Origin of the sequence: Curtobacterium sp. ME12 (genome assembly GCF_903970855.1) — a bacterium.
In the GTDB taxonomy this organism is placed as follows: domain Bacteria; phylum Actinomycetota; class Actinomycetes; order Actinomycetales; family Microbacteriaceae; genus Curtobacterium; species Curtobacterium poinsettiae_A.
In genome coordinates this window covers 46,238-69,260 of the sequence record NZ_CAJCKD010000009.1, presented here as the reverse complement: position 1 = coordinate 69,260, position 23,023 = coordinate 46,238, and the positions used below count along the sequence as shown (strand labels likewise).

The following is a 23,023-nucleotide window of genomic DNA, read 5'->3' as shown; positions in this document are numbered from 1 at the left end:
GCACACGCACGAACGCCCCGCGCCACGGAACCGTGGGGCGGGGCGTTCGGAGTCGTCAGCGCTCGGGGACGTCGCGCTCGGGCGCCCCCACGTAGAGCTGCTGCGGGCGCCCGATCTTGTTGAGCGGGTCGTTGTTCAACTCGCGCCACTGGGCGATCCACCCCGGCAGACGCCCGATGGCGAACAGGACGGTGAACATCCGCGGCGGGAAGCCCATCGCCTTGTAGATGATGCCGGTGTAGAAGTCGACGTTCGGGTAGAGCTTGCGGCTGACGAAGTACTCGTCCTCGAGCGCGATCTGCTCGAGTTCCATCGCGATGTCGAGCAGGTCGTCCTGCACGCCGAGGGACTCGAGGACCTCGTGCGCGGACTCCTTGACGAGCTTCGCGCGCGGGTCGTAGTTCTTGTACACGCGGTGCCCGAAGCCCATGAGCTTGACGCCCTGCTCCTTGTTCTTCACCCGCTCGACGAAACGCGTGACGGGCTCGCCCGAGTCCTTGATCTGCTGGAGCATCTCGAGCACGGCCTCGTTCGCACCGCCGTGCAGCGGGCCGTACAGGGCGTTGATGCCGGCCGAGATCGAGGCGAACATGTTCGCCTTCGTCGAGCCGACCATGCGCACCGTCGAGGTCGAGGCGTTCTGCTCGTGGTCCTCGTGGAGGATGAGGAGCCGCTCGAGCGCCTTCGAGAGCACCGGGTTGGGCTTGTAGGTCTCGGCCATGGTGCCGAAGTTCAGCCGGAGGAAGTTGTCGACGAACGACAGCGAGTTGTCCGGGTACAGGAACGCCTGCCCGATGGCCTTCTTGTGGGCGTACGCGGCGATGACCGGGAGCTTGGCGAGGAGCCGGACGGTCTGCAGCTCGACCTTCTCGGGGTCGTCGACGTCCATGTCGTCCTCGTAGTACGTGGACAGGGCGCTCACGGCGCTCGACAGCACGGACATCGGGTGCGCCGAGTGCGGCAGGGCGTCGAACAGGCGGCGGAGGTCTTCGTGCAGCAGGGTGTGCCGACGGATGCGGGCGTCGAACTGCTCGAGCTCGGCGGGGGTCGGCAGCTCGCCGTAGATCAGGAGCCACGCGACCTCGAGGAAGGTGCAGTTCGCGGCGATCTGGTCGATCGGGTACCCGCGGTAGCGCAGGATCCCCTGGTCGCCGTCGATGTAGGTGATCGCGCTCTTCGTCGCACCGGTGTTCACGAACCCGTAGTCGAGCGTGTTCATCCCGGTCTGCTTCTTGAAGGTCGAGATGTCGATCGCGGACGCGCCGTCGACGCTCTGCAGGATCGGGAACTCCGCCGTGCCACCCGGGAACGTCAGCGTCGCGGTCGCGCCCTGCTGTTCGGCGGCGGGACTCACGGGGACGGGCGTGGTGGGCGGTGTGGCCGTCTTCTGAGCGTCATTGGCAGTGTCAGTCACGAGGACAGCCTAATCGCGGCACCTGTCGGCCGTGCACACATCCCAGGTGACGATCTGGTGGTTCCCACGGATTGCGGGCACCACCGGAAACACTCGTGTCCGTGCTACGCGGTGCCGAGGCGACGGCTGCTCGCCAGTCGCTGTGCCGCCGCGGCGATGCGTTCGTCGGTCGCTGTGAGGGCCACGCGGACGTGTTCGCCCCCCGCTGCACCGTAGAACGTGCCCGGTGCGACGAGGATCCCGCGGTCGGCGAGCCAGGCCACGGTGTCGAGTGCGGGTTCGCCCCGGGTTGCCCAGAGGTAGAGCCCGGCCTCGCTGTGGTCGATCCGGAACCCGGCACCCTCGAGTGCTCGCCGGAGCATGTTCCGTCGCGCTCGGTAGCGGGCCTTCTGCTGCTGCACGTGGGTCTCGTCCTGGAGCGCGACGACCATGGCCTGCTGCACGGGCAGCGGCGGCATGAGCCCGGCGTGCTTCCGGACGGCCAGGACGTCGGCCAGGATCGCGGCGTCACCGGCGACGAAGGCCGCACGGTACCCGGCGAGGTTCGACTGCTTCGACAGCGAGTACACGCTCAGCACGCCGTCGAGCGAGTCGCCGACGACCCGGGGGTCCAGGATCGTGGGGGTCGGGGTGGTGGCGTACTCGGGTTCCCACCCGAGCTCGGCGTAGCACTCGTCACCGACGATGACGGCCCCGAGCTCGCGGGCGCGCACCACGGCGGCACGGAGCTCGTCGACCGTCAGCACGCGGCCGTCCGGGTTGCCCGGGGAGTTCAGCCACACGAGCTTGGTGGTGGACGGCCACGCCTCGGGGTCGTCCGACGCGAGGGCCTCCGCACGGACCAGTGCGGCACCGAGCTCGTACGTCGGGTACGCGGCGGCCGGGAACACCACGGTGTCACCGGGGCCGATGCCCAGCCAGAGCGCCAGGCCCGCGATGAACTCCTTCGAGCCGATCGTCGGCAGCGCGTTCGCCTCGGTCAGGGCGACGCTGTGCCGGCGGCCGTACCAGTCCGCGATGGCCTGCCGCAGCGCCGGGGTGCCGGCGACCTGCGGGTAGGCGTGCGCGTCGGTCGCGGTGGCCAGTGCGGTGCGGACGACCTCGGGCGTGGGGTCGACGGGCGATCCCACGCTGAGGTCGACGATGCCGCCCTCGTACGCCGCGGCACGCTGCTTGAACGGGACGAGCTGGTCCCAGGGGAAGTCGGGGAGGTCGAGCGCCACGAGGGGTCCGGTCAGCCGCGGACGGGCTCGGCCGCGACGACGGGGTGGTCCTTGTGGATCACGCCGACCTTCGCGGCGCCGCCGGGCGACCCGACCTCGTCGAAGAACTCGACGTTGGCCTTGTAGTAGTCGGCCCACTGGTCGGGCAGGTCGTCCTCGTAGTAGATGGCCTCGACGGGGCACACCGGCTCACACGCACCGCAGTCGACGCACTCGTCGGGGTGGATGTAGAGCGAGCGGTCACCCTCGTAGATGCAGTCGACCGGGCATTCGTCGATGCAGGCGCGGTCCTTGACGTCGACACAGGGCTGGGCGATCACGTAGGTCACGGTTCGGGTGCTCCCTTCGACGAGCGGGTTCGAGTCTACTCGCGGCCCGGGGCCGTCCGGGACCGCAGCCCCGACAGGTCCGGCCACGCGAGGACCAGGGCGGCGATCACCGCGGGGGCGAAGGTCCACACGTACCCGGCCGCGTTGGCGAGGACGAGCGGCGAGCTCTCCCCGCCGACCGACACGAGCACCTGCGTCGCGACGAGGATCCCGATGCCGATCGCGGCGACCATCGCCCGCGAGCGGTAGACGAGCCGCACGCCCACGGTCAGGCCGAGCACGATGAGGGTGGTGACGACGAGCCCGACCGGGAACGCGCCGAGCGTCTGCTGGTGCGTGACCGTCCCGAGCCCGCCGGCGAGCAGCCCGAGCAGCAGCGAGACGACGACCGCCGCGGCCTTGCCCTGGCCGGACATCTCGGCGTAGGTCTGCGGGGCCGCTGGCTGCGGGGCCGCGTCGTGCCGGAACGCCTCGACCGCCGGGGCGTGCTGCCGGACGCCGTGCGGCATCACCCACGACAGGGCCGCGGGGTCGGCGGGGTCCACGGGGTCGACGGCGACCTGGGAGCGGTACTGCTCGACGGCCGCACGCACCTTGGCGCGGACCGGCAGGACGTCGACCGTGACGTCGGCCTGGCCGCTGGCGGGGTCGACGATCATCGAGAAGGGGACCTCCTCGGCACGGGCCGCGTACTGCGCCGCGTGGTGCATCCGCACGTGGTCGGGGTGCCCGTAGCCGCCGTCGTCGGCGTAGCTGATCACCGCGTCGGCACCGGTGGAGCGGATCGCCGCGCGGACGTCGTCGACGACCTCGCCCAGGTCGGCCGCGGTCAGCGAGTCGGCCGGGGCGTCGTCCGCGGCGGTGGCCCGACCGTCCGGGCCCCACTGCATGCCGGAGTCGACGTAGCGGCGCTCCGGCAGGTCGGTCGGCCGGGCCCCGGGCCCGCCGAGCCACAGGTGCTGCGGACCGCCGAGGGCGGCGAGGGCCGCGGCGATCTCGGTCTCCCGGTGCCGTGCCACCCGCGCGGCGTCCCCAGCCAGCGGGGCCAACTGCTCCGTGAGCATCTCACCGCGCTCGCCCCGGGTCGCGGTGAGCACGGTCACCTCGGCGCCGCGCTCGAGCAGGGTCGCGATGGTCCCGCCCGACGAGAGCGTCTCGTCGTCGGGGTGGGCGTGCACGATCAGGACGCGCTCGGGGCGTGTGACGGGGGCCTTCGACATCGTCCCCAAGGGTACGGGACTAGCGGGGCGTGACGATGTAGGTCGCCGTGACGCCGCCGCTGTCCTTGGCCTCCGAGAAGGTCAGGACGACGCGGTAGGCGTCGCTCCGGAACATGCCGAACGCGCTCGACGAGTCGGCACGCTTGGCCGACTCGGTGTACCCGGCCTCGGTGAGCTGCTGCACGGCGGTCTGGAAGTCGTCGACCGAGGCCGCCCGGACCTGCGCGACCCACCCGGAGCCGTTCGGTCCGGCTCCCCCGCCGAGCACGGTGCCGTCGACGAGCGGGACGTCGGCCGACGGGAACCCGTCGGGCACCTTGCCGTCGGACGTCACGTCGGCGCCCTCGAGCGCCGTGTCGAGCGCGCCGTCGATGCCGCCGGCGACCGAGGACATGCCGTCCTGGATCGCCTTGCCGTCGATGCCGGCGACCCCGTCGGCCACGTTCGACGCGACGGAGGATCCGAGGTCGGTGGCCTGCTGCACCGCCTGGGTCGAGCAGCCGGTGAGCCCGGCCAGGGCGATGCCGGCAGCGACGGCGGCGATCAGCGGGGTACGGAGGGAACGCATGGCGCGACCGTAACGGACGAGCCGGGAGGCCCGGCGCGAGTTGGCTGTGAACGTGCCGTCCCCGGGGCGGTCACGTGCGCGGCGGGGCCGCCCCGGGCCTCCTTCCCGACGGACGTGTCAGGCGACGTAGGCGCGCGTTGCCGCGACCAGGGCGTCGACGCCGACCGGGATCGCGGTCTCGGCCTGTGGCGCGTAGAACGGCGAGTGGTTGCTCGGGATCTCCTCGCCGCGGCGGAAGCGCTCCGGGTCGGTGATGCCCGTGAACCAGTACACGAGCGGCGCTCCGGCGGCGGTGGCGAGCTGACCGACGTCCTCCGACGCCATGGCGAGCCCGATCTCCAGGTCGCGGGCTCCCGGCACCTCGGCACGGATGGCGTCGAGCACGGTGGCGGCGGCCTCGGCGTCGTTCACGGTGACCTCGGCGCCCGGTGCACGCACGATCGTCGGCTCGGACAGGCCGCCGGCCGTGCTCTCGGCCCGGACGATGCGCTCGATCGAGGCGATGATGCGCTGGCGGGTCTCCTCGTTGCGGGCGCGGGTCGAGATCTCGATGACGGCCTCGTCGGGGATGATGTTCGCCCGCGTGCCGGCGTGGAAGCTGCCGACGGTGACGACCCCCGCGTCGCTCGGCGAGACCTCGCGGGCGACGACGGTCTGCAGCCGCACGACGGCCGAGGCCGCGGTGACGACCGGGTCGAGCGAGGCCTGCGGCGCCGAACCGTGCGCCCCTCGGCCGTTGAAGGTCACCGTCAGCCGGTCGCTCGACGCCATCACGGGGCCGGTGCCGACCGCGACGATGCCGACCGGTGCGGGTGCGGAGTGCTGCCCGAGCACGACGTCCGGCTTCGGGAACCGCTCGACCAGGCCGTCCTCGACCATCGCGCGGGCGCCGGAGATGACCTCTTCTGCAGGCTGGAAGACGGCGACGACCGTGCCACGCCAGTCCCCCGTGGTCGCGACCAAGCGCTCGAGCGTGCCGAGCAGCCACGTGACGTGGATGTCGTGGCCGCAGGCGTGCATGGTGGGGACCTCGCGGCCCTCGTCGTCGGTGCCGACGTGCTCGCTGGCGTACGACAGGCCGGTCCGCTCCTGCACGGGCAGGCCGTCCATGTCGGCGCGGAGCCAGACCACGGGGCCCTCGCCGTTCGACACGACACCGACGACGCCGGTGCCGCCGACGCCCGTCGTCACCTCGATCCCACCGATCTCGGCGAGCTTCGCAGTGATGACACCGGCGGTGCGGTGCTCCTGGAAGCCGAGCTCCGGGTGGGCGTGCAGGTCCTGGTAGATCGAGAGCAGGTCGAGAGTCACGCTGACCACGGTACAACCGCGAACGGCCCGGCCACCTGTTGCAGGTGACCGGGCCGTCGGACGGAGGACGGGCCTCCGCGGGTGTTGCTCGTGCCGGTGCTTACGCGTCCTGGCGCTTCAGGCGGGCGTACGAGCGCTGGCGGGCCTGCGCGTCGAGCTCGACCTTGCGGATGCGGACGGCGTCGGGGGTGACCTCGACGCACTCGTCCTCGCGCGCGAACTCCAGGCACTCCTCGAGGGAGAGCTGGCGCGACGGCGTCATCGACTCGAAGGAGTCGGCGTTCGCCGAACGCATGTTCGTGAGCTTCTTCTCCTTCGTGATGTTGACGTCCATGTCGTCGGCGCGCGAGTTCTCGCCGATGACCATGCCCTCGTAGACCTCTTCGGTGGGGTTGACGAAGAACGTCATCCGCTCCTGCAGGTTCGTGATGGCGAACGGCGTGACGACACCCGAGCGGTCGGACACGATCGAGCCGTTGATGCGGGTCTGGATCGGGCCGGCCCACTCGTCGTAGCCGTGCGAGATCGCGTTGGCGATGCCGGTTCCGCGGGTCTCGGTCAGGAACGACGTGCGGAAGCCGATCAGGCCACGCGACGGGACGATGAACTCCATGCGCACCCAGCCGGTGCCGTGGTTCGTCATGTTCTCCATGCGGCCCTTGCGGGCGGCCATGAGCTGCGTGATCGCGCCGAGGTACTCCTCCGGCGTGTCGATCGTCATGTGCTCGTACGGCTCGAGCAGCTTGCCGTTGTCGTCACGCTTCGTGACCACCTGGGGCTTGCCGACGGTGAGCTCGAAGCCCTCACGACGCATCTGCTCGACGAGGATGGCCAGTGCGAGCTCGCCGCGACCCTGGACCTCCCACGCGTCCGGACGACCGATGTCGAGGACCTTGAGCGAGACGTTGCCGATGAGCTCGCGGTCGAGGCGCTCCTTGACCATGCGGGCGGTCAGCTTGTGGCCCTTGACCTTGCCGACGAGCGGGCTGGTGTTCGTGCCGATCGTCATCGAGATCGCCGGGTCGTCGACCGTGATGGTCGGCAGCGGACGGACGTCCTCGGGGTCGGACAGGGTCTCACCGATGGTGATCGTGTCGAAACCGGCGACGGCGACGATGTCACCGGGGCCGGCCGACTCGGCCGGGTAGCGCTCGAGCGCCTTGGTGATGAGGAGCTCGGTGATGCGGGCGTTGACGACGGTGCCGTCGTGCTTGACCCACGCGACCGTCTGGCCCTTCTTCATCGTGCCGTGGAAGATGCGCAGCAGCGCGAGGCGACCGAGGAACGGCGACGCGTCGAGGTTGGTGACGTGGGCCTGCAGCGGGTGCTGGTCGTCGTACTTCGGCGCCGGCACGTGCTGCAGGATGGCCTCGAACAGGGGCTCGAGGTCGTCGTTGTCGGGCAGCGAGCCGTCCGCGGGCTTGTTGCGCGACGCGGCACCGGCACGACCCGAGGCGTAGACCACGGGGACGTCGAGGATCGCGTCGAGGTCGAGGTCGTCGACCTCGTCCGACAGGTCCGAGGCCAGCCCGAGCAGCAGGTCCTGCGACTCGGAGACGACCTCGTCGATGCGGGAGTCGGGGCGGTCCGTCTTGTTGACGAGCAGGATCACCGGGAGCTTCGCGGCGAGCGCCTTGCGGAGCACGAAGCGGGTTTGGGGCAGCGGACCCTCGGACGCGTCGACGAGCAGGACGACACCGTCGACCATGGACAGGCCGCGCTCGACCTCGCCACCGAAGTCGGCGTGGCCGGGGGTGTCGATCACGTTGATGGTGATGGGACCGCCCGCGCCGAACTCACCGGCGTGCTTGCCGTTGTAGAGCACCGACGTGTTCTTCGCGAGGATCGTGATGCCCTTCTCGCGCTCGAGGTCGTTCGAGTCCATCATGCGGTCTTCGCCCTCGAAGTGGGCGTCGAACGAGTTGGTCTGCGTGAGCATCGCGTCGACGAGGGTGGTCTTGCCGTGGTCGACGTGTGCCACGATGGCGACGTTGCGCAGGTCGGACCGGGTGGCGAGCGCCATACAGGACATCCTTCAATTTCTGGGAGAGTGTCGGGCCAGCTGGTGATCAACCCCGTTGGTCGATCGGCACCGCACCCGTGGGCAGAACGCCCGACACGCCAGTCTACCGGTAGTTCGCAAGCGACAGGAGTACAGCGCATGAGCCGTCGGCGAACGTGGGTCGAGATCGCCATCGTCCTACTGCTCTCGCTCGGCGCCAGCGCCCTCTGGTCGATCCTGCAGATCATCGACGACCTGTCGCAGACGACCCCGCTCGGCGAGCAGTCGACGGCGCTGAACACCTCGTCGACGACGGTGCAGTACGTCGATCTCGCCCGGCAGCTCCTGGGCATCGCGGTGGACCTGGCCCCGGTGGCGCTCGTCTGCTACCTGCTGTGGGACACGTCGCGGCCGCACCTCGGCCGGCTCGGGATCGACCGGTTCCGGGCGAAGCCGGACCTGGGCGGCCCGGCGCTCATCGCCCTGTGCATCGGGATCCCGGGGCTCGCACTGTACTTCGCGGGTCGGGCACTCGGCATCACCGTCGCGGTCGACCCCGCCGCACTGAACTCGTACTGGTGGACGGTCCCGGTCCTGCTGCTGTCCGCGATCCGCTCGGGCCTGCAGGAGGAGGTGATCGTGATCGGGTACCTGTACGCCCGGCTCGGCGACCTGGGGTGGGGCCGCTGGCAGGTGATCCTGTCGACCGCTCTGCTGCGCGGCAGCTACCACCTGTACCAGGGGTTCGGCGCGTTCATCGGCAACGCGGTGATGGGCATCGTGTTCGGCTGGATCTACACGCGGTGGGGCCGGCTCCTGCCGCTCGTCATCACGCACGCCCTGCTCGACGCGGTGGTCTTCGTCGGGTACCCCTGGGTGGCGCACGCGTTCCCGCAGTTGTTCTCGTAGGCCACGCCAGCGGCTCGTCGACGCGCCGCTGGCCGTTCAGCGCTCCCCCGAGCGCATCCACAGCCGCCGCACAGCGCGCCGAGGGGCGACCACCGCCGTGCCGCCCTACCGTGAGACCCATGAGCATCCCCGCGATCGGCGAACCGGCCCCGTCGTTCACCCTGCCCGGGATGGTCGTGCGCGGCGGCATCCGCACCGACGACGAGTACGACCTGTCCGCCGAGATCGGCCGGACCGTGGTGCTGGCCTTCTACCCGGGCGACGCGACGGCGGTCTGCACGGCCCAGCTCTGCAGCTACCAGGCCGAACTCGACGAGTTCAGCGACCTCGGCGCGACCGTGTGGGGCATCAGCCCGCAGGCACTCGACTCGCACGAGGGGTTCGCACGCGGGTCCTCGCTCGCGTTCCCGCTGCTCAGCGACACCGCGGGCTCGGTGGTCCGCGCCTACGGGGTGCAGGCACCGGGCATCGGCCTGCGCCGATCGGTCTTCGTGATCGGCCCCGACGGCGTGGTCCGCTGGCGGCACATCGGTCTGGTCGGTCTGCGGTTCCCGAAGGCCGAGACCATCCGCGAACAGATCGAACTGCTCGTTTCGTAGTCCCGGGCGTGGGAGTCCCCTGAATGCGTCGCGATGGGGTATTGACACCCCAACTGGGGGCGACGACCATTGTCGGCACGAGGGTCCGTCCAGGATCTGCCTCCCCGGGGAATCGGGTCGTCCGGAGATACGCGCCGGTGTGTCACACCCGCTCCCCGGGCGTCTCCGGGGAGGCATCTCGTACCCTCGTCCGGTGCCCACCACCATCGTCGCCCCCGGCCTGCGCGCCCTCGCCGTCGTTCTCTGGGTCGTGGCAGTCGTGCTCGTTCCGCTGGCCCTGCTCGGCGGCGGCGCCGCCTGGCTCGTGCCGATCCCGAGCATCGCCGTCGCGTTCGTCGCCTGGGCTGCGCTGTGGCGTCCCCGGATCGAGCTGACGCCGGAGCACCTGCGCATCGTGGACGTCCGGCGGACCAGCACCTACACCTGGTCCCGCATCAGCGAGGTGCGGACGAAGTACGGCATCGAGGTGGTCACCAGCGAGGGCGTCCGCCGTGTCTGGATCGCGACCCGCCCGACGGCGCGTCTCGCCGAGCACACCGGTGACCAGCCGGGAGGCCCGGATCGCCTGGACGTCGACGCTGCGGCCGCGCGGATGCTGGCCCACGTGCCCGCCCCGGCAGCGCAGGACGGCCCACCCCCGTCGACCGTGACGGCTGCGCCGATCACGCACCGCACCCACGGCTGGACGATCCTGGCGATGGTCGTCCTCGGGGTCGCGGCGTCGCTCGCGGCGGCACGGTTCTAGCGTCCGCGCAGTCCGCGCAGTCCTCGCGGCCGTGCCGCACGACAGCGCCCCGACACAGGACGACACCCCCGACGTCGTGCGACGTCGAGGGTGTCGTTCGTGAACGCGGTCGCGACTACTTCGTGTAGCCGACGTCCTGCCACTTGACCGAGGACTGCTGGAACTGCGCCGGACCGTAGTTCACCAGGTCCTTGCGCACACCCCAGGCGTACGGCTCGGCGAACAGCGGGATGGTGCCGGCGACCGCGACGATCTTCTTGTCGATGGCCTGGGCGTCCTTGATGCGAGCGTCCGGGTCGAGCTCGCCGTTCGCCTTGTCCCACGCGGCACCGAGCGAGTCGTCCGTCACGCCGGTGTAGTTCTGGCCGGCGTCGGCGGGGTAGTAGATCGACTTCAGCGACGAGATCGGGAACGGCGTGCCCTGCCACGCGAAGTACGTGGCGTCGAAGTCACGGGTCGTCGTGGTGATGTACTTCGTGAAGAAGTCGTCGGTGGGCACGGTGTCGATGGTCACCTTGAAGCCGGCGAGCTTGGTCTGCTGCTGCACGAGCTGCGCGATGTTCGCCGAGTTCGGGTTGTCCGACGGGATCACGAAGCGGACGTCGAGTTCCTTGCCGCCCTTGGTCGCGTAGCCGTCCGAGCCGATCTTCCAGCCCGCGTCCTCGAGCTTCGACTTCGCCTTCTCGGTGCTGTAGCCGTAGACGCTCGACACGTCGTCCTGGTAGCCCTCCTGACCGGGCAGGTACGTCAGGTTGTTGAGCACGTCGCCCGGGCTCTTCACCGGCGACAGGATCGCCTGGGCGAGCACCTTGCGGTTGATCGCCTGCGCGAACGCCTGGCGCACGTCCTGGTCCTTGAATACGTCCGATGTGCCGTTCAGCGTGATCTGGCGCTGCGTGGTACCGAGCGACCGCTCGATCTTCGAGTCCGAGCGCGAGTTCGCCGTCTTGAGGTTGTCGGCGCTGCCGTTCAGGTTGAACGCGTCGAGCTCCTTGTTGCCGTACGCCTGGGCGACACCGTCACGGGACACCGTCTTGAAGACGATCGTGTCGAGCTTGCCCTCGTCGCCCCACCACTTCGGGTTCTTCTCGAAGGTCACGACGCCGCCGTTGGCGTCGAAGGACTTCAGGATGTACGGACCACCGGAGACGTACGTCTTGCCGTCGGCCGCGTACGGGCCCTTGGCCCAGGCCTTGTTGAAGTGGTCCGGGGTGTCGACGGCCCAGTACGGGTAGATCGCCGTGAAGACCGACGCCCAGTCGGCGTTGGTCTTCGAGAACGTCATGATGACGTCACGCTCGTCGGAGCCCTGCTTGACCGAGTCCACGTCCTCCCACACGTTGGTGGCGAGGGGCGCGAAGGCCTTGTTCGTGCCGTTCAGCGCCTTCCAGTTCGCGATGACGTCCTTCGCGCTGATCGGGGTGCCGTCCGACCACACGGCCTTCGGGTTGATCTTGATCTCGACGGTCTGGGGCGAGTCCTTCGTCAGCTCGATCGAGTCGACGAAGTCCTTGTTCGCCTCCCACTCGCCGTTCTCCTTGAACTGGATGAAGCTCGGCAGGTAGGTGCCGGAGATCGTGTTGTCGTCGACCGTCCCCGAGTCCAGGTTCTGCAGCTGCCAGTTGGCCGGAGCCGTGTCGATCGGCAGGGTGATCGACCCGCCGTCCTTGACGTCGGCGCGGTCCGCGACGGTCCAGCCGGTCGACTTCAGTGACGACTCGGCGACCGCGGAGCTGCTGTTGCCGGCCTGTCCGCCGCCCGAGCAGCCCGCCAGCACGACGGCGGCAGCCGCAGCGGTGGCGAGGACGGCGATGCCCTTGATCCTCTTTCGCATGGCGAGGATTCCCTTTCGTTGTGGTTCGCGCGGATCGCGCTGGACCGCGGCGGCCCCCGCCGTCGCGTCTGTTGGTTGAGAACCCTAGCCACATCCGAAGGCGGCACAAGGGTCTGTGCGATGAATCGAAACACGCTCGTAACGAATGTTGCATAGCGTCACTTCCGTTGTCCCAACCAGTCGCCCGAACGGCTAGCCTGTCGCCACCGACAACGCCGTCCGGTCGGACGGCCGCACCCAGAGGTCACGAACCACATGCTCGCCTTCATCGCAAAGCGGATCGTCAACTACATCGTCCTGACGATCGTGGCGACCACGCTCGGGTACATCCTCGCCAGCACGACGCTCAACCCGGCGGCCCGGTTCCTGGGGCGCAACCCGGCCGTGCCGCAGGGCACCATCGAGGCGTCGCTCCGCAAGCTCGGCGCCGATCCGGACACCCCGCTCCTCGTCCGCACCTGGGACTGGTGGGTCGGTCTGGTGACGCACGGCTCGCTCGGCATGAGCACCCGCGGCACCGAGGTGACGGCCGACATCATCGCCCGCTCCGGCACGAGCCTGCGGCTGCTCGTGATCGGCACGCTGCTCGGCGCGATCCTCGGGGTGCTCCTCGGGGTCTGGAACGCGGTCCGGCAGTACCGCACCTCCGACCAGGTCTCGACGTACCTGTCGTTCGCGGTGCTCGCCACCCCGACCTTCGTCATCGCGGTCGTGCTGATGATCCTCGCGACCACGCTCAACCAGGGCGTCGGGACGCAGGTGATCCGGTTCACGGGCGAGTACACGCCGGGGGTGACCGGGTTCTTCCCGGTGCTCGGCGACCGGCTCGTGCACCTGTTGCTACCGACGATCTCGCTGACGATCGGTGCCGTCGCCACGTACTCGCGCTACCAGCGCTCGGCGATGCTCGACGTGCTGTCGAACGACTTCATCCGCACCGCACGCTCGAAGGGCCGCACCCGCGGGTCGGCGATCATGCGCCACGGCGTGCGGGTCGCCCTCATCCCGATGTCAACCTTCTTCGCGTACTCGTTCGGACTCATCCTGACCGGCGCGAGCATCACCGAGCTGGTCTTCAGCTGGCACGGGATGGGCGAGTACTTCGTCCAGAGCATCAGCAACAACGACATCAACGCGGCATCGGGCACGATCCTCTTCACGGCGATCCTCGTGCTCATCGCAGGGACCCTCGCGGACCTGCTGTACGCCGCGCTCGACCCGCGAGTGAGGGTGTGACCCGTGTCTGTTCTCGACCCCACGACCACGACCACCGCCGGTGACCCCGGCGACGGCAACGCCGGGACGCCGGCGCACGTCATCGAGGTGACGGGCGGCCGCACCCCGCTCTGGCGCAAGGTGTTCGGCACCTGGCGCGCGCGCATCGGCGGCAGCGCCCTGCTGCTCATCATCCTCTGGGCGTTCCTCGGCCCGTACCTGTACCACTGGAACGCCGTCGACTCCGACGGACTCGCGTTCGGCATGCCGCCGAGCGCCGCGCACTGGTTCGGCACGAACGACATCGGCCAGGACATCTACGCGCAGACCCTGGTCGGCCTGCAGAAGTCGCTGCTCATCGGCCTGATCGCCGGGCCGGCAGCGACCCTGATCGCCGGCATCGTCGGCGCGATCGCCGGGTACTTCGGCGGCGTCACCGACCGGCTGCTCGTGTGGGTCATCGACCTGCTGCTCGTGATCCCGTCGTTCTACGCGCTCGTGCTGCTCAGCCCGGTCTTCAAGAACCTGACGTGGGTGGCCCTCATCGTCGGCCTCGCGGTGTTCAGCTGGATGGTGATGGCCCGCGTGATCCGCGGCCAGACGATGTCCCTGCGCGAGCGCGACTACGTCAAGGCCGCCCGGTTCATGGGCGTCCCGGCGTTCACGATCATCCGCCGGCACATCCTGCCGAACGTGGCGTCGCTGCTCATCATCGACGCCACGCTCGGCGTCGGCGCCGCGATCCTGGCGGAGAGCTCGCTGAGCTTCTTCGGCTTCGGCATCCAGATCCCCGACGTCTCGCTCGGCACCCTGCTCGCCGCCGGCAGCCAGTCCGCCGTCACCCGACCGTGGCTGTTCGTCCTGCCCGCCGCGACCCTGGTCGCGACCGTGCTCTCGACCAGCCTGCTCGGCGACGCCCTGCGCGACGCCATCGACCCCACCTCCGGAGCCAACCGTGACTGAGCCGCTGCTCACCGTGTCCGACCTGTCGGTCACGTTCAACCCGAAGACCAAGCCCGTGTACGCGGTCCGGGGTGTCGACTACTCGGTGGCCCCCGGTGAGTTCCTCGGCATCGTGGGCGAGTCGGGTTCCGGCAAGTCGGTGTCCTCGATGGCCGTGATGGGTCTGCTGCCGTCGTCCGCCCAGGTGCAGGGCAGCATCCGGTTCGACGGGCAGGAGCTCGTCGGCAGGAACGACCGCGAGATGTCGGCGCTGCGCGGTCGGGACATCGCGATGGTGTTCCAGGACCCGCTGTCCGCCCTGACGCCGGTGTACACGATCGGCCAGCAGATCATCGAGGGCCTGCGCCTGCACGACCGCTCCCTCACCCAGCACGCCGCACGCACCCGCGCCGAGGAACTCCTGCGCATCGTCGGCATCCCGAACCCGGCGCGACGACTCGACGCGTTCCCGCACGAGTTCTCCGGCGGCATGCGACAGCGCGCGATGATCGCCATCGCCATCGCGAACGACCCGAAGCTGATCATCGCGGACGAGCCGACCACGGCGCTCGACGTGACGATCCAGGCGCAGATCCTCGACGTGCTGCAGACCGCCAAGGACATGACCGGTGCGGCCGTCGTGCTCATCACGCACGACCTCGGCGTCGTCGCCGGCAACGCCGACCGCGTCGCCGTGATGTACGCGGGCCGGATCGTCGAGACGGCGCCGGTGCTCCCCCTGTTCCGCGAGCCGGTGATGCCGTACACGATCGGGCTGCTCCGCTCGATGCCGAACATGACGTCCGCCCGCACCGAGCGGCTCGTCCCGCTGGACGGCCGCCCGCCCCTGCTCACGCAGAAGCCGACCGGCTGCCCGTTCGCCGACCGCTGCCCCGCCGTCATCGACGCCTGCCGCGACGGCGAACCCGCCCTCGTCGCACCGTCGGTGCCGCAGAGCGCCGACAACCCGGTCCTGACCGGTGCGGTCCAGACGATCGGCAACGGCACCCTGCTCGACGACCACACCGCCGCGTGCATCCGTCGCGACGAGATCGCAGCGGGCACCCTCGAGCGCTCCGAGATCTTCCCCCGCCCCGAGGACGTCCCCGAGGCAGCGGTCGACCACGGCGACGACGTCGTGCTCGAGCTGCAGGACGTCGTCAAGACGTTCCCGCTCACCAAGGGCGCCTTGTTCCGCCGGCAGATCGGCGAGGTGCACGCGGTCGACGGCATCTCCCTGACACTCAAGCGCGGGCAGGTGCTCGGCCTGGTCGGCGAGTCCGGCTGCGGCAAGACGACCACCATCATGGAGATCCTCGAACTCGCCGGCGCCCAGCACGGCACCATCCGGGTGAACGGCGTCGACACCGCCTCGCTGTCCAAGAAGGACCGTCTGGCACTGCGCCGAGACATCCAGGTCGTGTTCCAGGACCCGATGGCGTCGATCGACCCCCGGCTCGACATCGGCTCGGTGATCGGCGAACCCCTCACCGTGCACGGCGTCGCGAAGGACGAGATCCGCCGGCGGGTGCGCGAGGTGCTCGAGCTGGTCGGACTCGAACCGAGCTACATCGACCGGTACCCGCACGAGTTCTCCGGCGGCCAGCGGCAGCGCATCGGCATCGCCCGTGCGCTCATCGTCGAGCCGAAGATCCTGGTGCTCGACGAGCCGGTCTCCGCGCTCGACGTCTCCGTGCAGGCCGGTGTGATCAACCTGCTCGAGGACCTCAAGCACCGCCTCGGGCTGTCCTACCTGTTCGTGGCGCACGACCTGTCCGTGGTCCGGCACATCGCCGACGACGTCGCGGTCATGTACCTCGGCCGCATCGTCGAGTACGGCGACGGCGACGCGGTCTTCTCGGACCCCCAGCACCCGTACACCCGGGCCCTGCTGTCGGCCGTGCCGGTTCCGGACCCGATGGCCGAGGCCGCCCGCGGGCGCATCCTGCTCGAGGGCGACCTGCCCTCCCCCACGGAGCGCATCGACGGCTGCCGCTTCCGCACGCGCTGCCCGCTCTACCAGCTCCTCGACGAGGGCCGGCAGGAGCAGTGCCGCACGATCGACCCGGGTCTCGAGCCCGTGCACGGCCGCGGTGTCGCCTGCATCCAGACCGACCAGGAGCACCTACTCACCGAACGGGTCGGCGCGGTCGTCTGACGACGCCGGTCACGTGCACCGCTCCAGATCGTGAGCAGGAATGGTCGGGTCCCGTTCGCCGACTCGACCATTTCTGCTCACCGAGCGCGGCAGTGGACGTGACCAGCAGACGGACGGGAGGCCCGGCGCGCGTCGTGCGCCGGGCCTCCCGTCCGTCCCGTGGTCGCGATCGCGAGCCGCGTCAGGCTCCCAGCCACAGGCTGAGCAGCGAGGCGGCGAGCAGCGCCAGCGCGGCTGCGCCGACCGCCAGGGCCGGCACGTCCCAGCCGCGCACGGCGTCGCCGGCGCCGGCACCGGCACCGTCGCGGTGCTCGGACCAGCGGTCGAGCAGCACGGTCATCTCGTCCGGCTGCCGCAGGACCGCCCGCTCACCGCGCCGGGCCGGCTTGGGCCGCGGCAGCGACGGGCCGCCCCAGCACTGGATCTTCCGGCCGGCGACCGTCTCGATCACGATCTGCCAGCGGAGCCGGACGTCGGCGACGGCCGGCCAGGGCACCAGGGTGCGGCGGAGCGGGTTGACCACGGTGACCGCGCGCTCGTCGATCACGATGCAGGGGCGGTAGGTCAGGACCCAGAGCGCCCAGACGAGCACGGCGATCGGGCCGGCGGCACGGAGGACGACGTCCCAGCTCCCCCGGAACGCCGCATCGCCGAGCAGGAACAGCCCCAGGACGGCGACGAGGCCGGACGCCACCGCACCCCCGCGACCAGCGCGGAGGACGACGGGGCGTCCGGCCTCGTTCGTGTCCAGGTGGATCAGCGTCCGAACTCGAACCCGGCGCCGGGGATGGCGGCCAGGAGGTCCTTCGTGTACTGCTCCTTCGGGGCGGCGAAGACCTCGTCGGTCGTCGCCTTCTCGACGATCTGCCCACGGCGCATGACGCACACGTTGTCCGCGACGAGGCGGACGACCGCGAGGTCGTGGGTGATGAACAGGTACGTCAGGCCGAGCTCGGTCTGCAGCTCGGTGAGCAGGTCGAGGATCTGCCCCTGCACGAGCACGTCGAGCGCGGAGACGGCCTCGTCGAGGACGATGACCTCCGGCTTGAGCGCCAGCGCGCGGGCGACGGCGATGCGCTGTCGCTGGCCACCGGACAGCTCGTTCGGGTAGCGGTTCACCATCGACTTCGGCAGCGCGACCTGGTCGAGCAGCTCGAGCACCCGGGCACGACGCGAGGCCTTGTCGCCCACCTTGTGCGTGGCGAGCGGCTCGGCGATCGTGTTCCCGACGTTGTACATCGGGTCCAGGGAGCCGTACGGGTCCTGGAACACCGGCTGCACGCGGCGGCGGAAGTCGAAGAGGTCCTTGCCCTTCAGCGCGCCGATGTCGATGCCGTCGAACTGCACGGTGCCGCTCGTGATGCTCTCGAGCTGCAGGACGAGCTTGGCGACGGTCGACTTGCCCGAACCGGACTCGCCCACGAGCGCCGTGGTGGTGCCCTTCTGGATCGAGAACGACACGTCGTCGACCGCCTTGAGCTCGCGCGTGGCGAGGTTCTTCCCGCGCAGCTTGTAGACCTTCTCGAGGTTCTTCACCACGATGAGGTCCTCGGCCGGACGGTGCTCGCGCTCCTGGGCCCGGGCGATCAGCTCGGCGTCGTCGGAGCCGGCGTCGGCGATGTCGACGCGCTCGTGCTGCACCTTCGACTGGATGCGGCGGCTCGCGAGCGAGGGCGCCGCGGCCACGAGGCGCTGCGTGTACGGGTGCTGCGGGTTGGCCAGGATCTCCTTCGAGGGACCGGCCTCGACGACCTGGCCCTTGTACATCACGACGAGCTTCTCGGCTCGCTCGGCGGCGAGACCGAGGTCGTGCGTGATGAACAGCACCGAGGTGCCGAAGTCGCGGGTCAGGCTCTCGAGGTGGTCGAGGATGACGCGCTGCACCGTGACGTCGAGCGCACTCGTCGGCTCGTCGGCGATGAGCAGCTGCGGGCGGCTCGACAGACCGATGCCGATGAGCACGCGCTGCCGCATGCCGCCGGAGAACTCGTGCGGGTACTGCTTGAGTCGGGTCGACGCGTCGCCGAGCCCGGCCTCCTTGAGGACCTCGATCGCGCGGTCGCGGACGGCCGCCTTGCCGGTGGCCATGCCGTTCGCACGGATCGCCTCTTCGACCTGGAAGCCGATCGACCACAGCGGGTTGAGGTTCGACATCGGGTCCTGCGGGACGTAGCCGATCTCCTTCCCACGGATCTCGGACATCTCCTTGTCGCTCAGCCCGACGAGCTCGCGCCCGTTGAACTTGATCGAACCGCCGGTGACCTCACCGGTGCCGGGCAGCAGCTTGATGATCGCCTGGGCGCTCGTCGACTTGCCGGAACCGGACTCGCCGACGATGGCCAGGCGTTCGCCCTGCTCGAGGGTGAGGTTGACGCCGCGGACGGCCTGCACGAGGCCCCTCTGGGTCTTGAAGCCGACCTGCAGGTCGGTGATCTCGAGCAGCGGCGCACCGGTACCACCGATGCGGCTGCTGTTCGGCTGGGTCAGTGTCTCGCTCATCGGCGGGCCCTCGCCTTCGGGTCGAGCGCGTCGCGCACCACGTCACCGAGGAGCAGGAACGCGAGCACGGTGATGGACAGGGCTGCCGACGGCCAGAAGATCGTCGACGGGTTCGTGCGGATCGAGGTCTGGGCGGTGCCGATGTCGAGGCCCCAGCTCAGCGCCGACGGCGGCAGACCGATGCCGAGGAACGACAGCGTGGCCTCGGCCACGATGAACGTGCCGAGCGACACGGTCGCGACCACGATGACCGGAGCGAGCGAGTTCGGGATGACGTGGCGCACGAGCGTCCGGAACCGGCTGACGCCCAGGGCTGCCGACGCCATGACGTAGTCGGCCTGCTTCGCGCTCAGCACGGCACCACGCATGATGCGGGCGATCTGCGGCCACGCGAACGCAGCGAGGACGAGCGCGACGGTGATCGCGTTCCGCGCGGGGATGACCGACATGATCACGATCGCGCCGAGGACGGTCGGGATCGAGAAGAAGATGTCACCGATGCGGGACACGATCGTGTCGAGCCAGCCGCCGTAGAAGCCGGCCAGGGAACCGATCACGATGCCGATGACGGACACCAGGATCGTCGCGACGATGCCGACGATGAGCGAGTTCTGGGCACCCCAGATCACGCGGGCGTAGACGTCCGAGCCCTGACGCGTGAAGCCGAGGATGTGCCCGGCCTCGGGTCCGCCGTCGCTGTTGTCGAGGTTCGACGCCCGCGGGTCGACGTGGGCGAAGAGCCCCGGGAAGACCGCGACGACGATGATCAGCAGGATCAGGATCGAGGAGATCCAGAACGTCGGACGGGTCCGCATGGACTCCCACGCGTCGGTCCACAGGGAACGGGTCTTCTCGTCCTCGTTGACCTGGTCGACCGCCTGCAGTGGGGTTTCTTCGAGCGGGGCGACGTAGTGCGTCGCCGAGCGGGGTGCGGCGTTACTTGGCATAGCGGATCCTCGGGTCCAGGACGGCGTAGAGCAGGTCCACCAGGAGGTTGGCGAGCATGAAGATGATGACCATCACGGCGACGAAGGAGACCACCGTCGGGCCCTCGCCGAGCTTGACGGCGCGGAACACCGTGCCGCCGACACCGTTGATGTTGAAGATGCCCTCGGTGACGATCGCGCCGACCATCAGGTTGCCGATGTCGACACCCAGGTAGGTCACCACGGGGATGAGCGAGTTCCGGAAGATGTGCACGCCGACGACACGACGACGGGGCAGACCCTTGGCCGTGGCGGTCCGCACGAAGTCGGCGCTCATGTTCTCGGCGACGCTGGCCCGGGTCAGACGCACGATGTACGCGAACGAGACCGAGGCGAGGACGATCGCCGGCAGGACGAGTTCGCTCCACGGCGCCTCGCCGGACACCGTGACCCGGAACAGTCCGAGCTTGATGCCGAAGACGTACTGCAGCACGAACCCGACGACGAAGGTCGGCACCGAGATGAGCAGGAGCGACACGACGAGCGCGGTGGCGTCGAACAGCTTGCCCTTGCGCAGACCCGCGATGACGCCGACGACGATGCCGGCGACGGCCTCGAACACGAGCGCGAGGATCGCCAGGCGCGCGGTGATCGGGAAGGCCGATGCGAGCTGCTGGCTGACGGGCAGACCCGAGTAGGTCACGCCGAGGTCGCCGCGGAACACGCCGCCGATCCAGAGCAGGTACTGCACGATGAACGGCTTGTCGAGGTTGTACTGCTGACGCAGCGTCTCGATGACCTGCGGCGACGGCTGCCGGTCGCCGAACAGCGCGGCGATCGGGTCGCCGGGCAGCGAGAAGACCAGGAAGTAGATGAGGAACGTGGCCCCGAAGAACACGGGGATGAGTTGCAGGAGGCGCTTGCCGAGGTACCAGAGCATCAGATCACTGCCCGGTCCGGAGCGATGTCGATCAGGTTCATTGTGGTGAGGGGTGGACGGTCCGAGGGTCGGCACGGATGTCCGGTGCGGGAGGGCGCCCGCTGTGTGGGGGTGTTGTCACCGTGGTACGGGGGTTCGGGGACCTGTGCGGCCCCCGAACCCCCGTCCGGTGATCGCGAAGCAGGATACCTGCTCGCGCTTCGGTCTCTAGGAGACCTGGATCAGTTGTTGACCTCGATGTCGTAGTACAGCGGCACCGAGTTCCAGCCGAACTTCACGTTCGAGACGTTGTCCGCGTTCCAGACACCGGTCACGTTGGAGTACCAGAGCGGGATCTCGGGCAGGTCCTCGAACAGGAGTTCCTGAGCCTGGTCGAAGGACTTGTTGCCCTCTTCGACGGTCGCAGCCGAACGGCCCTTGGCGAGCAGCTCGTTGTACTCCTTGGAGTCGTACCGCGAGTAGTTGTTCGACGAGCCCTCACCCATGGTCGGGCCGAGGAAGTTGTACAGCGACGGGTAGTCGGCCTGCCAACCGGTGCGGCTGCCGCCCGTGAGCTTGTCGTTCGTCTGGAGGTCCAGGGCTTCCTGGAACGTCGGGATCGCGTTGCCCTCGGCCTTGATGCCGAGCGTGTTCGAGATCGAGTTCGTGACCGCGGTCACCCAGGCCTCGTGGCCACCATCGGCGTTGTACGTGATGGTGAGCGTGTCGTCGTACTTCGAGATCTTGTCGGCCTCGGCCCAGAGCTTCTTGGCCTCGGACTCGTCGTAGTCCAGGACGTCCGAACCGTCGAGGTCGTCGTTCCAGCCGGCGATCACCGGGGAGGTGAAGTCCTTGGCCGGGGTGCGGGTGCCGTCGAAGATCTTGTCGGTGATCTGCTTGCGGTTGATCGCCATCGAGACGGCCTCGCGACGCAGCTTGCCCTCTTCACCCTTCCAGTGGTCGAGGTAGTAGGGCAGGTAGATCGCCTGGAAGATCGCGGCGGGCTGGTTGACGTTCGAGTCCGGGAAGTCGGACTTGTAGGTCTTGAAGGCGCTGTCCGGCACGGCGTCGAGGACGTCGAGGTTGCCGCCCTGGGCGTCGGAGTACGCGGTGTCCTGCGAAGCGTAGAACGTGATCGTCAGACCACCGTTCTTCGGCTTGCGCTTGCCCTCGTAGTCCTTGTTGGTGACGAGCTTGATGGACTGGTTGTGGGTCCAGGCCTTCTTGCCGTCGAGCTTGTACGGACCGTTGCCGATCGGGTTCTCACCGAACGCCTTGGTGTCGTCGTAGAACGCCGACGGCAGCGGCACGAACGCCGAGTAGCCGAGCGACAGCGGGAAGTCGGACTGCGCCGACTTCAGCGTGACGGTGAACTCGTCGTCGTCCACGACCTTGAGGCCGGTGAGCTCGGAGTCCTTGTCGGCGTTGTAGCCCTCGATGTTCTCGAAGAAGTAGCTGGCGCCCTGGGCGTTCGACTTCTGGGCTGCCCAGTTCCACGCCTTGGTGAACGACTCGGCCGTGACCTTCTCGCCGTTGGTGAAGGTGTAGTTGGTGTTCAGCGTGATGTCGAACGTCTTCGAGTCATCGGTGTCGATGCTCTTGGCGACCTCGTTGACCGGCTTGCCGTCGGCGTCGTACGAGACGAGGCCCTCGAAGAGCGAGTCGATGATCTTGCCGCCACCGGTCTCGGTGGTGTTCGACGGGATCAGCGGGTTCTGGGGCTCGCTGCCGTTGGTGGTGACGATCCCGGACGCGTTCGCCGAGCCCGAGCCACCCCCGTCGGAGCTGTTGCTGGAGCAGGCGGTCAGGGCGAGTGCTGTGGCCCCGAGCACGGCGAGGGCTGAGAGCCCGGCGCGCTTCTTGATCAAGGTTCCTCCTGGTGCATGGGACGCGCAGGGCACAGCGGTGTCGCCCGGGCGCGTTTGACCTTTGCACTGTAGGCAAGGTGAACAGCGGCGTCCAAACCCTGGAGCGAACGGTTACACGCCGGTAACCAACTTGCACGATCCTTGCGAGAAGATGCAACATTCGCGCGCCTGCCGGTGAAGGGTGCGTTTTTGTTGCATCCGCATGAAATCCATTGCACTGCGTCACACTTCTGTGCAAGTCGGGGGACGGCCGAGCATCGCTCAGGGGTACGGCTCGCGGGCTGCGCCGAGCGGGGAGGACCCGCCGTGGCTGGCGCGCCGAGTGGTCACGAACTGTCGGTC

At 69.2% G+C, this 23,023-nt stretch carries 19 protein-coding genes; 6 read left to right on the top strand and 13 right to left on the bottom strand.

The annotated features are described in order from the left end of the window. Positions 1-55: 55 nt before the first annotated feature. From H7A73_RS06710 to typA, 7 genes are all read right to left on the bottom strand, one after another. Positions 56-1,354, bottom strand: coding sequence for a citrate synthase (locus tag H7A73_RS06710; RefSeq protein WP_111046314.1), 1,299 nt, complete (start codon positions 1,352-1,354; stop codon positions 56-58). Positions 1,355-1,518: 164 nt separating this feature from the next. Next, positions 1,519-2,637: a succinyldiaminopimelate transaminase gene (dapC, locus tag H7A73_RS06705; RefSeq protein ID WP_182065231.1), complete on the bottom strand. Its 1,119-nt coding sequence runs from the start codon at positions 2,635-2,637 to the stop codon at positions 1,519-1,521. 11 nt (positions 2,638-2,648) lie between these two features. Then, on the bottom strand, positions 2,649-2,966 hold the full coding sequence (fdxA, locus tag H7A73_RS06700) for a ferredoxin (RefSeq protein WP_017887060.1): 318 nt from the start codon (positions 2,964-2,966) through the stop codon (positions 2,649-2,651). A gap of 35 nt (positions 2,967-3,001) precedes the next feature. Then, the gene (locus H7A73_RS06695; protein ID WP_182065230.1) at positions 3,002-4,186 is read right to left on the bottom strand and encodes a PIG-L family deacetylase; all 1,185 of its coding nucleotides are present in this window, start codon (positions 4,184-4,186) and stop codon (positions 3,002-3,004) included. Between the two features lie 19 nt (positions 4,187-4,205). Continuing rightward, the gene (locus H7A73_RS06690) at positions 4,206-4,754 is read right to left on the bottom strand and encodes a hypothetical protein (protein ID WP_182065229.1); all 549 of its coding nucleotides are present in this window, start codon (positions 4,752-4,754) and stop codon (positions 4,206-4,208) included. Between the two features lie 117 nt (positions 4,755-4,871). Next, positions 4,872-6,065 (bottom strand): amidohydrolase, encoded by a 1,194-nt coding sequence (locus H7A73_RS06685; RefSeq protein WP_164941235.1) that lies wholly within the window; start codon positions 6,063-6,065, stop codon positions 4,872-4,874. 100 nt (positions 6,066-6,165) lie between these two features. Then, complete coding sequence (gene typA, locus H7A73_RS06680; RefSeq protein ID WP_182065228.1) at positions 6,166-8,088, bottom strand: translational GTPase TypA; 1,923 nt, start codon at positions 8,086-8,088, stop codon at positions 6,166-6,168. Between the two features lie 138 nt (positions 8,089-8,226). Here typA and H7A73_RS06675 point away from each other — a divergent pair, with 138 nt between their 5' ends. The 3 genes from H7A73_RS06675 (at position 8,227) to H7A73_RS06665 (ending at position 10,320) form a co-directional block, all read left to right on the top strand. Beyond that, the gene (locus tag H7A73_RS06675; RefSeq protein ID WP_182065227.1) at positions 8,227-8,976 is read left to right on the top strand and encodes a CPBP family intramembrane glutamic endopeptidase; all 750 of its coding nucleotides are present in this window, start codon (positions 8,227-8,229) and stop codon (positions 8,974-8,976) included. Positions 8,977-9,095: 119 nt separating this feature from the next. After that, positions 9,096-9,575 carry a peroxiredoxin gene (locus H7A73_RS06670; RefSeq protein ID WP_182065226.1) on the top strand — a complete coding sequence of 160 codons (480 nt, stop codon included), beginning with the start codon at positions 9,096-9,098 and terminating at the stop codon, positions 9,573-9,575. 193 nt (positions 9,576-9,768) lie between these two features. Next, on the top strand, positions 9,769-10,320 hold the full coding sequence (locus H7A73_RS06665) for a PH domain-containing protein (protein WP_182065225.1): 552 nt from the start codon (positions 9,769-9,771) through the stop codon (positions 10,318-10,320). Between the two features lie 115 nt (positions 10,321-10,435). Here the strand turns inward: H7A73_RS06665 and H7A73_RS06660 are convergent, their stop codons facing one another. Further along, positions 10,436-12,154 (bottom strand): ABC transporter family substrate-binding protein, encoded by a 1,719-nt coding sequence (locus tag H7A73_RS06660; RefSeq protein ID WP_182065224.1) that lies wholly within the window; start codon positions 12,152-12,154, stop codon positions 10,436-10,438. A 255-nt stretch (positions 12,155-12,409) separates the two neighbouring features. Between H7A73_RS06660 and H7A73_RS06655 the strand changes: the two genes are divergently transcribed. The 3 genes from H7A73_RS06655 to H7A73_RS06645 are packed head-to-tail and all read left to right on the top strand — an operon-like array spanning position 12,410 to position 16,469. Next, positions 12,410-13,390 (top strand): ABC transporter permease, encoded by a 981-nt coding sequence (locus H7A73_RS06655; RefSeq protein WP_110894164.1) that lies wholly within the window; start codon positions 12,410-12,412, stop codon positions 13,388-13,390. Positions 13,391-13,393: 3 nt separating this feature from the next. After that, positions 13,394-14,332: an ABC transporter permease gene (locus tag H7A73_RS06650; RefSeq protein ID WP_111235438.1), complete on the top strand. Its 939-nt coding sequence runs from the start codon at positions 13,394-13,396 to the stop codon at positions 14,330-14,332. Continuing rightward, positions 14,325-16,469, top strand: a complete 2,145-nt coding sequence (locus H7A73_RS06645) for an ABC transporter ATP-binding protein (RefSeq protein ID WP_182065223.1) — start codon at positions 14,325-14,327, stop codon at positions 16,467-16,469. Before H7A73_RS06650 ends, H7A73_RS06645 begins: the two co-directional genes overlap by 8 nt. 181 nt (positions 16,470-16,650) lie before the next feature. On the opposite strand, the gene H7A73_RS06640 is transcribed toward H7A73_RS06645, so the two are convergent. From H7A73_RS06640 to H7A73_RS06620, 5 genes are all read right to left on the bottom strand, one after another. After that, positions 16,651-17,163 carry a PH domain-containing protein gene (locus H7A73_RS06640; RefSeq protein ID WP_182065222.1) on the bottom strand — a complete coding sequence of 171 codons (513 nt, stop codon included), beginning with the start codon at positions 17,161-17,163 and terminating at the stop codon, positions 16,651-16,653. Between the two features lie 62 nt (positions 17,164-17,225). Then, positions 17,226-18,968 (bottom strand): dipeptide ABC transporter ATP-binding protein, encoded by a 1,743-nt coding sequence (locus H7A73_RS06635; RefSeq protein ID WP_182065221.1) that lies wholly within the window; start codon positions 18,966-18,968, stop codon positions 17,226-17,228. Beyond that, positions 18,965-19,915, bottom strand: coding sequence for an ABC transporter permease (locus tag H7A73_RS06630; RefSeq protein WP_182065220.1), 951 nt, complete (start codon positions 19,913-19,915; stop codon positions 18,965-18,967). The genes H7A73_RS06635 and H7A73_RS06630 overlap by 4 nt, the downstream gene beginning before the upstream one ends. Continuing rightward, positions 19,905-20,834, bottom strand: coding sequence for an ABC transporter permease (locus H7A73_RS06625; RefSeq protein WP_027464553.1), 930 nt, complete (start codon positions 20,832-20,834; stop codon positions 19,905-19,907). Before H7A73_RS06625 ends, H7A73_RS06630 begins: the two co-directional genes overlap by 11 nt. A 221-nt stretch (positions 20,835-21,055) precedes the next feature. Then, the gene (locus H7A73_RS06620) at positions 21,056-22,681 is read right to left on the bottom strand and encodes an ABC transporter substrate-binding protein (RefSeq protein ID WP_182065219.1); all 1,626 of its coding nucleotides are present in this window, start codon (positions 22,679-22,681) and stop codon (positions 21,056-21,058) included. Positions 22,682-23,023 lie beyond the last annotated feature (342 nt).

What these genes read in the sequence shown, in the direction of transcription:
- H7A73_RS06695 (WP_182065230.1), bottom strand. Translation starts at nt 4,186, where the DNA reads ATGTCGAAGGCCCCCGTCACACGCCCCGAGCGCGTCCTGATCGTGCAC.
- H7A73_RS06690 (WP_182065229.1), bottom strand. Translation starts at nt 4,754, where the DNA reads ATGCGTTCCCTCCGTACCCCGCTGATCGCCGCCGTCGCTGCCGGCATC.
- typA (WP_182065228.1), bottom strand. Translation starts at nt 8,088, where the DNA reads ATGGCGCTCGCCACCCGGTCCGACCTGCGCAACGTCGCCATCGTGGCA.
- H7A73_RS06675 (WP_182065227.1), top strand. Translation starts at nt 8,227, where the DNA reads ATGAGCCGTCGGCGAACGTGGGTCGAGATCGCCATCGTCCTACTGCTC.
- H7A73_RS06670 (WP_182065226.1), top strand. Translation starts at nt 9,096, where the DNA reads ATGAGCATCCCCGCGATCGGCGAACCGGCCCCGTCGTTCACCCTGCCC.
- H7A73_RS06660 (WP_182065224.1), bottom strand. Translation starts at nt 12,154, where the DNA reads ATGCGAAAGAGGATCAAGGGCATCGCCGTCCTCGCCACCGCTGCGGCT.
- H7A73_RS06655 (WP_110894164.1), top strand. Translation starts at nt 12,410, where the DNA reads ATGCTCGCCTTCATCGCAAAGCGGATCGTCAACTACATCGTCCTGACG.
- H7A73_RS06635 (WP_182065221.1), bottom strand. Translation starts at nt 18,968, where the DNA reads ATGAGCGAGACACTGACCCAGCCGAACAGCAGCCGCATCGGTGGTACC.
- H7A73_RS06630 (WP_182065220.1), bottom strand. Translation starts at nt 19,915, where the DNA reads ATGCCAAGTAACGCCGCACCCCGCTCGGCGACGCACTACGTCGCCCCG.
- H7A73_RS06625 (WP_027464553.1), bottom strand. Translation starts at nt 20,834, where the DNA reads ATGCTCTGGTACCTCGGCAAGCGCCTCCTGCAACTCATCCCCGTGTTC.